This is a genomic window from Ferrigenium sp. UT5, from assembly GCF_045866295.1.
Classification (GTDB): domain Bacteria; phylum Pseudomonadota; class Gammaproteobacteria; order Burkholderiales; family Gallionellaceae; genus Sideroxyarcus.
In genome coordinates this window covers 1-9,134 of the sequence record NZ_BAAFRY010000039.1, presented here as the reverse complement: position 1 = coordinate 9,134, position 9,134 = coordinate 1, and the positions used below count along the sequence as shown (strand labels likewise).

Below are 9,134 nucleotides of genomic sequence, written 5' to 3'. Positions count from 1 at the left end.
CATGGTGCTTCTCCTTCGGGGTTGTGGTTAGAATAACCCTCAAGGATTTTTACTTGCAAACCCGTTCGCCAGGCCGGGTTCGGAATTTACAGAAACAATGTTGCACTAACTACCGAGCAGCCCACAATCTGAGCCACTGTCCTACGGTCAAAGTTGAATACTCCAGGGTAACTTGCCGCAAGTTCATCGCGGATGCGATGTTGAATCTGTATCTCTTTGTCCATCTGGACGCTCCCGATTCGGAGCGCTTCCCGCGCTGCACATCCACTACTCGCCGCTTAGCCCGCAGCAAAGGCTAGCGCTACCTTGCGTGAAGGTGCGCTTGTTTGTCATTTTCGACGCGGGAATCGAAGTTGGTGCCTGCGTGGCTGTTTTGAACTTGGAATATGGACGTATTGACCCCATCTCCTCTCCTAAACTTCTCAGAAGTGGAACTGGGCTATCCTAGCCAGATTGTGTTGATGTGCCTTGTGGCTGTTGGAATGCTGTGTCTCTTTATCGCCTTCAGCGGCAGGCTTTTCTATTTTTGTACATCACAACGATGAAGTCAACCTCAGTCTCACTGGACGTAATTCAAGAGAAGAGTTGATAGAAATAGATTGTGCAAATCTGTGCAAAATTCGTGCGCAAAACACGTGATTTTGAATTACGAACAATGATTGAGGATGATGCTAACTCATTGTTTGATTGGTGGGCGGTACTGGGTTCGAACCAGTGACCCCTGCCGTGTGAAGGCAGTGCTCTACCACTGAGCTAACCGCCCAATCGAGGGCGCGCATTTAATCACAGGGCCATATTGCGGGTCAATTTGTTTTATCCGGCCCCGGCATCTGGCGTAAAATGCGCGCCCTCATTTCCAGCCTCACCTTCAGGGAAACATCATGACTGTCCGCACCCGTTTCGCTCCGAGCCCCACCGGTTACCTGCACATCGGCGGCGCCCGTACCGCACTCTTTTCATGGGCCTATGCGCGCAAGCACGGGGGCACGTTCATTCTGCGCATCGAAGACACCGATCTGGAACGTTCCACGCCGGAAGCCGTGCAAGCCATACTGGACGGCATGAACTGGCTTGGTCTGAACTACGACGAGGGTCCGTTCTATCAGATGCAGCGCATGCCACGCTACAGGGAAGTCATCCAGCAGATGCTGGCAACGGGTCAGGCCTATTACTGCTACACCTCGCCGGCCGAGTTGGATGCTATGCGCGAGGCACAGCGGATGCGCGGTGAAAAACCGCGTTACGATGGAACATGGCGCCCGGAGCCGGGCAAGACTTTGCCGCCCGTTCCCGCCGAGATCAAACCCGTGGTGCGTTTCAAAAATCCAACCGAGGGTGTCGTCGGCTGGAAGGATCTGGTCAAGGGCCCTATCGAATTCAGCAACGCCGAACTGGACGATCTCATCATCGCCCGCGCCGACGGCACGCCGACCTATAACTTCTGCGTGGTGGTGGACGACTGGGACATGGGTATTACCCAGGTGATTCGCGGCGACGACCATGTCAACAACACGCCGCGCCAGATCAATATCCTCAAGGCATTGGGTGCGACCGTGCCCAGATATGCCCACTTGTCGATGATTCTGGGGGACGACGGCACCAAGCTATCGAAGCGCCACGGCGCAGTGAGCGTGATGCAGTACGACGACGATGGTTACCTGCCGGAAGCGGTCATCAACTACCTCGCCCGCCTGGGTTGGTCGCACGGTGATGATGAGGTTTTCTCTGTCGCACAATTCTGCGAGTGGTTCGATCTGGATCACATCACGCCTTCTGCCGCGCAATTCAATACTGAAAAACTGAAGTGGCTGAACAACCATTACATGAAGCAAACCGACAATGCGCAACTGGCTGCAAAAGTGCTCCCACGCCTGGTCGCACGCGGCATCGTAGTTGGTGCAACACCGGATCTTTCCGCCATTGTCGGTTTGTATAAAGAACGGTCTGCGACCTTGAACGAACTTGCCGATGCGGCAGAAGTTTTTTATATCGATCTGCATCCGGATGCCGCTTTGCTCGATGCGCAACTTTCTGCCGGGGCCATCCCCGCCTTGAGCGACCTTGCCCAGCGCCTCGCCACTGTCACCTGGGAAACGGCAGCGATCAACGCCTCCATCAAGGAAGTCCTCGCCACCCATGGATTGAAGATGCCCAAGCTGGCGATGCCCCTGCGCGTGATGCTCACCGGGCAAACGCATACCCCCTCGGTGGATGCGCTGGTCGCGCTGTTCACGCGCGAAATGGTGCTGCAACGCATCGAAAGAAACCTCGCGAAAAAAACCGGCTGACTCGCTTTACAAGGTCTGGGGCCATCACTATAATGCGCGCTCTTTTCGGGGCACCCCGGGGGTATAGCTCAGCTGGGAGAGCGCTTGCATGGCATGCAAGAGGTCAGCGGTTCGATCCCGCTTACCTCCACCAAAAAGAGAAGCAGCACCGCAGTCCCCTTCGTCTAGAGGCCTAGGACACCGCCCTTTCACGGCGATAACACGAGTTCGAATCTCGTAGGGGACGCCACCTTTCAGGGCTCACAGCAATGTGGGCCTTTTCTCATTTAGACCTGGTGCCGGATGTTAAGCAACCTCAACCCCACGCAACGTGAAGCGGTCAAACATCTGGGCTCCCCCTTGCTGGTCCTGGCCGGTGCGGGCAGCGGCAAAACGCGCGTCATCACGCACAAACTCGCTTATCTCATCAACGAGTGCGGCTATTCTCCGCGCAACATCGCCGCCATCACGTTCACCAACAAGGCCGCCAACGAGATGCGCGAGCGCGTCGGGCAACTCCTCGGCGGGCGTGATGCCAAAGGGCTGATCCTCAGCACGTTCCATGCGCTGGGCATGCAAATCCTGCGCGAGGAGGCGCCGCTGCTCGGCTACAAGAAAAGTTTTTCCATCTTCGACAGCGCCGACACCGGCAAGATCGTCAGCGAACTGCTGGGCAGCCCGGACAAGCAGGAGATCCGCGCCGCGCAAAGCGTGATGTCGAACTGGAAGACGGCTTTTCTCACGCCGCAACAGGCCGCGAGTCTGGCCGAAAACGAGGGGCAGCAGCGCATCGCCCTGCTCTACGGGCGCTATCAGGAAACGCTGCGCGCCTATCAGTCGGTGGATTTCGACGACCTCATCCGGCTGCCGGTGGAGTTGTTCCAGACCCAGGAAGAGGCGCTGCAACGCTGGCAGCATCGCTTTCGCTATCTGCTCATCGACGAATATCAGGACACCAACGATTGCCAGTACCAGATGATGAAACTGCTGGCCGGCGACCGCGCTGCCGTGACCGTGGTGGGCGACGATGACCAGTCCATCTATGCCTGGCGCGGCGCCAGCATCGCCAACTTGCAGAACTTGCAAAAAGACTACCCCACCTTGCGCGTGATCAAGCTGGAACAGAATTACCGCTCCTCGCAGCGCATCCTGCAAAGCGCCAACCACCTGATCCGGAACAACACCAAGCTGTTCGAGAAGAACCTGTGGAGCGAGCACGGCCCCGGCGATCCGGTGCGCGTGTTCGCGGCCCGGGACGAGGAAAACGAAGCGGAATCGGTGGTGTTGCGCCTGCTGGCGCACAAGTTCGAGCACCGCACGCGCTTCGCCGACTACGCCATCCTCTACCGCAGCAACCACCTGTCGCGCGTATTCGAGGAACAGCTGCGCACCCACAAGGTGCCCTACACCGTGAGCGGCGGCACCTCGTTCTTCGACCATGCCGAGATCAAGGACCTCATCGCCTACCTGCGCCTGATCGCCAATCCCGACGACGACCCGGCCTTCATCCGCGCCAGCACCACGCCCAAGCGCGGCATCGGCAACAGCACGCTGGAAAAACTGGCCGGCCATGCCGCTGCGCGCCACATCAGCCTGTTCGAGGCCGCCTTTGAACCCGCGCTGGCGCAACAACTGCAGGCACGCCAGCACGAAGACCTGCTCACCTTCTGCAATTTCATCAACCGCATGCAGGCCCGTGCCGAAAGGGAACCCTGCAACCAGGTGATGAACGACCTGATGAGCGCCATCGACTACGAGGCATGGCTGTTCGACAGCTTCGAACCGCGCCAGGCGGAGACCAAGTGGAAGAACGTGCAGGACTTCGTCGGCTGGATGAACAAGAAATCCGAAACGGACGAGAAGTCGATGATTGCGATGACGCAACTGATCGCCCTGCTCAACCTGCTCGAGTCGCGCGAGCAGGAGACCGATGCCGTGTCGCTTTCCACCCTGCATGCGGCCAAGGGCCTGGAATTCGGCCATGTGTTCCTGGTTGGCGCGGAAGAAGGCATCCTGCCGCACGAGCGCAGCGCATCCCAGGAACAGATCGAGGAAGAACGCCGCCTGATGTACGTCGGCATCACCCGCGCACAACGCTCGCTGCAGATCAGCTACTGTACCCGGCGCAGGCGCGGCAAGGAACACACGGCTTGTGACCCCAGCCGCTTCATCGCCGAACTGCCGCAGGCGGACATCGTCTATGCGGGCGTGGTGACTGCGGGCAATGCGCCTGCGGTGACCAAGGAACAAGGCATGGACAGGCTGGCCAGAATGAAAGCGATGCTGGGAACTGCATAAATGAGCCAGCCACGGGCTGTCACCAAAATCCGGTAAAATAAGCCCACTTTAATAATGCACCCTTCAAACCAGACGAAAATTGGAAATACCCTCATGAAAATCGCCATCGCCGGAACCGGATACGTCGGTCTCTCCAACGCCATCCTGCTCGCACAGAACAACGAAGTGGTGGCGCTCGATATCGTTGCGGACAAAGTGGCGATGCTGAACCGCAAACAGTCGCCGATCGAAGACGTCGAGATCGAGGACTACCTGGCGCACAAACCGCTTAACCTGCGCGCCACCCTGGACAAGGCGGAGGCCTACACCGGCGCAGATTACGTCATCATCGCCACGCCCACCGACTACGATCCCGAGACCAACTACTTCAACACCCGGTCGATCGAGGCCGTGATCAAGGATGTGCTGGCCATCAATCCGGGGGCGGTGATGATCATCAAATCCACGGTCCCGGTGGGCTATACCCGCAAGGCGAGGGCGCAGTTCAACTGCGACCGGCTAATCTTCTCGCCGGAATTCCTGCGCGAGGGGCGCGCCCTGTATGACAACCTGCATCCCTCGCGCATCGTCGTCGGCGAACGCTCCGAGCGCGCGGAGACTTTTGCCAACCTGCTGAAACAGGGCGCGGTCAAGCAGAACATCCCCACCCTGTTCACCGATTCCACCGAGGCCGAGGCCATCAAGCTGTTTGCCAACACCTATCTGGCAATGCGCGTGGCCTACTTCAACGAACTCGACACCTATGCCGCCACGCACGGTTTGAACACCCGCCAAATCATCGACGGCGTCAGCCTCGACCCGCGCATCGGCGACCACTACAACAACCCCTCCTTCGGCTACGGCGGCTACTGCCTGCCGAAGGACACCAAACAACTGCTGGCCAACTACAGCGATGTCCCGCAGAACCTGATCCATGCCATCGTCGAGTCCAACACGACGCGCAAGGATTTCATCGCCTTCGACATCCTCAAGCGCAATCCCGGCGTGCTCGGTATCCACCGCCTGATCATGAAGGCCGGTTCCGACAATTTCCGTGCTTCCAGCATCCAGGGCATCATGAAGCGCATCAAGGCCAAAGGCATCGAGGTCATCGTGTACGAACCCGCGTTGAAAGAGGCGGAATTCTTCCATTCCAGAGTCGTGAACGACCTGGAACAATTCAAACGGGAATCCGATGTCATCGTGGCCAACCGCATCACCGACGACCTCCGCGATGTAGCGGATAAAGTGTACAGCCGCGACTTGTTCGGAAAGGATTGAGCCCGTCCGGCCCAGGAAAAACTGCTACGATCCACCCCCTAAAACCTGATAAAACAACACATTCCAAATTGAACCCGCTCGCCAGCCGCACCAGCGGCATCCTGCTCCACCCGACTTCCCTTACCGGCCCGCACGGCTGCGGAGATTTTGGCCCGTCCGCCTACCGTTTCGTTGACTGGCTGGCCAGTGCGGGGCAATCCAACTGGCAAATGTTGCCGTTGGGCGAAGCCGGTTCCTGCAATTCGCCTTACATGAGCAGCTCGGCATTTGCTGGCAGCTTCCTGCTGATCGACCCGGACGAACTGATTGAACAGGGCTGGCTGAAGGCGGACGAACTGCCTGCCGCGCCTGTGGCCAGCGACCGCGTCGATTACGACGCAGTGAAACAATCCAGACTGGAATTGCTGCGCATCGCCGCCGAGCGTTTTCAGGCACAACACAACAAACGTCTTCACGCTGCTTTTGCGAAATTCTGTGAAGACGAGCGATACTGGCTGAATGACTACGCCCTGTTCAAGTCCGTCTGGGCCGGTCAATCCTGGCGCGACTGGAATACCTGGCCGGATGGCCTGGCCCAGCGAACGGCGGATGCGCTGCAGCGCGCGACCCAATCCCTTGCGGGCGAAATGACCTTCTGGAAATTCTGCCAGTGGTGCTACGACCGCCAATGGCGAAAACTGAAGCATTATGCCAATGCCAACGGCGTCCGCCTCGTCGGCGACGTGCCGATCTTCGTCGCCTATCAAAGTGCCGATGTCTGGGGACATCAGGACCTGTTCGAACTCGACGGGAAGGGTTGCCAGACGAGCGTGGCCGGGGTGCCTCCGGACTACTTCAGCAAGACGGGGCAACTCTGGGGCAATCCGCTCTATCGCTGGGAGCGCCACGAACAAGACGGTTACGCCTGGTGGATCGCACGCATGAAGCATGCGCTGCACCATTTCGACATGGTCAGGATCGATCATTTTCGCGGGTTTGCCAATTACTGGGCAGTACCTGCCGATGAAGCGACCGCGATCAATGGCGCATGGCGGCCGGGCCCGGGAGAAAAGCTGTTTGATGCGTTCAAACAGAGCTTCAAGACGCTGCCCATCATCGCCGAAGATCTGGGACTCATCACGCCCGATGTGATCGCGTTAAGGGACAAGTTCAATCTGCCCGGCATGCGCATCCTGCAATTTGCCTTCGGCGAAGACGAGCGCAACTATTTCCTGCCGCACCACTATATCGCCAACACCGTCGCCTACACCGGCACGCATGACAACGACACCAGCCTCGGCTGGTGGAACTCGGCCAGCGCGCACGAAAAAGATTTCGCGCGGCGCTATCTGAGCTGCGATGGCAGCCAGATTAACTGGGACATGATCAAAGTCTTGTCCGCCTCAGTCGCCAATACGGTGATCTATCCGCTACAGGATGTCATCGGCCTCGATGGCGCGCATCGCATGAATTTCCCCGGGAAAGCCTGCAATAACTGGGAATGGCGCTTTGCCTGGGACATGCTGGACGAGCAGAAAACCCTCGCGTTGGCCGCCTTGACCGCAGAGACAAAACGCAACCCGCGTCTCGCCTGAAAGCGCAGACAGTCCAGTCAGGAAAATAAAAAGGGTTGAATCTTTTCGATTCAACCCTTTTTCATTCCTCCCGAATCATGCGGCGATCAGGCACGCAAGATCAGGAGAAAGGCGTGGAGTGATTACTTCTTGCCACCGTTGACAGCAGCCTTCAAAGTCGCACCCGCCTTGAAAGCCGGCGCCTTGGAAGCCTTGATCTTCAGTTCGGCGCCCGTGGCAGGATTGCGGCCTGTGCGAGCAGCGCGCTTGCGCACTTCGAACGTTCCGAAGCCAACCAGCGCAACGTTGTCACCCTTCTTCAGGGTAGCCGTGACGATCTCGATCAGTGCGGCGATATTGCGGTCTGCATCAGCCTTGCTGCTACCGGTTTTGCTGGAAAGTGCATCAATCAGTTCTTTGCGGTTCATACGTTTCTCCTTTGTTGTGGGGGGTGGAAGCAACTCCGGGGCGGATTGTTCTGGATATTTTCAAGTTTTGCAACAAAAAAAAATATCTATGCCACAAACCACGCAACCCTTGATATATCACAGGTTCAGCCAATCGGCACGACAATTTTCTGCAGGAAACTGCAGCGCAGGAATTCTGGTGCCCGGAACCGGAATCGAACCGGTACGAGGGGTTAAGCCTCGACGGATTTTAAGTCCGTTGTGTCTACCAATTTCACCATCCGGGCGCATTCTGCAGTGCGCGTGATCGGGCAGGCTGCCGCCACAGAGCGGCGCATTATACAGAGAGCGCAACGCGAGTAGGAAAGCGTGAAAAATATTCGCAACTTTCTTGACACCCTCGCCTTAATCCATATAATGCGAACCCTCAATTTTGCGGGAATAGCTCAGTTGGTAGAGCGATACCTTGCCAAGGTATAGGTCGCGAGTTCGAGTCTCGTTTCCCGCTCCAAATTTTGGGGAAAGCATGGCGCTTTCCCTTGTCTTTCGAGCAGCAGCGCAACGCATCACGGCGCGATAGCAAAGCGGTTATGCACCGGATTGCAAATCCGTAGAGCCCAGTTCGACTCTGGGTCGCGCCTCCACTCTAAAACCCAATAGCAGCGGCCTTTATGGGCCATTCAGACCATCCGCACGATGGGCTTCCTGTTGCTTGTTTGTCCAGAAAACCCCCATGATCTCCCATCAAACCACCCTGCTTGGGTGGCAGAACCAACCGTGGATCGCACAATAATCCGATGACGGGAGTTTGCATTGGGAGAGCGGCATGGCATCTAAAAGGAAGTGAGCTTACCCCTGAATTCCGGATACCAACGTAGCGGAGGCTAGAATTGCGACAGGAGGTAGGAAATGCTCAGGATACCGAGGCAGAGTTATACGGAAGAACTCAAGCGTGAAGCGGTCAAGTTGGTTGAGGGCGGAATCAAACCTGCACAGATGGATCTGTCAAGGTTCCGCGCAGAAGTCATGCGACTTAAAGCGGAGAACGAAATCTTAAAAAAAGCGGCGGCGTACTTCGCGAGGGAGTCACTGTGAAGTACGCATGGATAGCGCAGCAGAACGCTTGGCCGACGGAATGGATGTGTGACGGGCTCGGGGTAAGCGCCAGTGGCTATGCGGCGTGGAAGCGGCATTCACCGCCTCGGCGGTATCGGGCCGCTGACCATCTGGTCAATGAGTGTTGGTACGCGTTGAAAATTCCCCACTTTTCCTAGTGTCTGCGCGCTGAAAATTACCCAGGTGATTAACCTCCTCCGTTCCGATTTTCGGACTGGAGAAACCAAGGAGAT

Annotated in this window: 5 protein-coding genes and 6 tRNA genes; 8 read left to right on the top strand and 3 right to left on the bottom strand. The window is 57.4% G+C overall.

What is annotated here, in order from left to right:
* Window positions 1-688: 688 nt before the first annotated feature.
* Window positions 689-763: transfer RNA gene (locus ACKTSJ_RS10730), tRNA-Val, on the bottom strand.
* A gap of 118 nt (window positions 764-881) precedes the next feature.
* Here ACKTSJ_RS10730 and gltX point away from each other — a divergent pair.
* The 6 genes from gltX to malQ all read left to right on the top strand — a co-directional run bounded on the left by gltX (window position 882) and on the right by malQ (window position 7,399).
* The gene (gene gltX / locus ACKTSJ_RS10725; protein WP_407900094.1) at window positions 882-2,288 is read left to right on the top strand and encodes a glutamate--tRNA ligase; all 1,407 of its coding nucleotides are present in this window, start codon (window positions 882-884) and stop codon (window positions 2,286-2,288) included.
* A gap of 57 nt (window positions 2,289-2,345) precedes the next feature.
* Window positions 2,346-2,421, top strand: a tRNA-Ala gene (locus tag ACKTSJ_RS10720).
* A gap of 20 nt (window positions 2,422-2,441) precedes the next feature.
* Window positions 2,442-2,517, top strand: a tRNA-Glu gene (locus ACKTSJ_RS10715).
* A 53-nt stretch (window positions 2,518-2,570) separates the two neighbouring features.
* Window positions 2,571-4,565, top strand: a complete 1,995-nt coding sequence (locus ACKTSJ_RS10710; RefSeq protein WP_407900092.1) for a UvrD-helicase domain-containing protein — start codon at window positions 2,571-2,573, stop codon at window positions 4,563-4,565.
* Between the two features lie 93 nt (window positions 4,566-4,658).
* Window positions 4,659-5,825, top strand: a complete 1,167-nt coding sequence (locus ACKTSJ_RS10705) for a nucleotide sugar dehydrogenase (protein WP_407900090.1) — start codon at window positions 4,659-4,661, stop codon at window positions 5,823-5,825.
* On the top strand, window positions 5,822-7,399 hold the full coding sequence (malQ, locus tag ACKTSJ_RS10700) for a 4-alpha-glucanotransferase (protein WP_407900088.1): 1,578 nt from the start codon (window positions 5,822-5,824) through the stop codon (window positions 7,397-7,399). The genes ACKTSJ_RS10705 and malQ overlap by 4 nt, the downstream gene beginning before the upstream one ends.
* Before the next feature lie 122 nt (window positions 7,400-7,521).
* Here malQ and ACKTSJ_RS10695 read toward each other — a convergent pair whose 3' ends face one another.
* Together ACKTSJ_RS10695 and ACKTSJ_RS10690 are read right to left on the bottom strand one after the other, a co-directional pair.
* Window positions 7,522-7,839, bottom strand: a complete 318-nt coding sequence (locus ACKTSJ_RS10695) for an HU family DNA-binding protein (protein ID WP_407900086.1) — start codon at window positions 7,837-7,839, stop codon at window positions 7,522-7,524.
* A 143-nt stretch (window positions 7,840-7,982) separates the two neighbouring features.
* Window positions 7,983-8,072, bottom strand: a tRNA-Leu gene (locus ACKTSJ_RS10690).
* Window positions 8,073-8,220: 148 nt separating this feature from the next.
* Here ACKTSJ_RS10690 and ACKTSJ_RS10685 point away from each other — a divergent pair.
* Together ACKTSJ_RS10685 and ACKTSJ_RS10680 are read left to right on the top strand one after the other, a co-directional pair.
* Window positions 8,221-8,296: transfer RNA gene (locus tag ACKTSJ_RS10685), tRNA-Gly, on the top strand.
* Window positions 8,297-8,355: 59 nt separating this feature from the next.
* Window positions 8,356-8,429, top strand: a tRNA-Cys gene (locus tag ACKTSJ_RS10680).
* The last annotated feature ends 705 nt before the right edge of the window (window positions 8,430-9,134 follow it).

Excerpts from the sequence above, each read along its gene's own strand:
- gltX (WP_407900094.1), top strand. The coding sequence starts at position 882 with ATGACTGTCCGCACCCGTTTCGCTCCGAGCCCCACCGGTTACCTGCAC.
- ACKTSJ_RS10710 (WP_407900092.1), top strand. The coding sequence starts at position 2,571 with ATGTTAAGCAACCTCAACCCCACGCAACGTGAAGCGGTCAAACATCTG.
- ACKTSJ_RS10705 (WP_407900090.1), top strand. The coding sequence starts at position 4,659 with ATGAAAATCGCCATCGCCGGAACCGGATACGTCGGTCTCTCCAACGCC.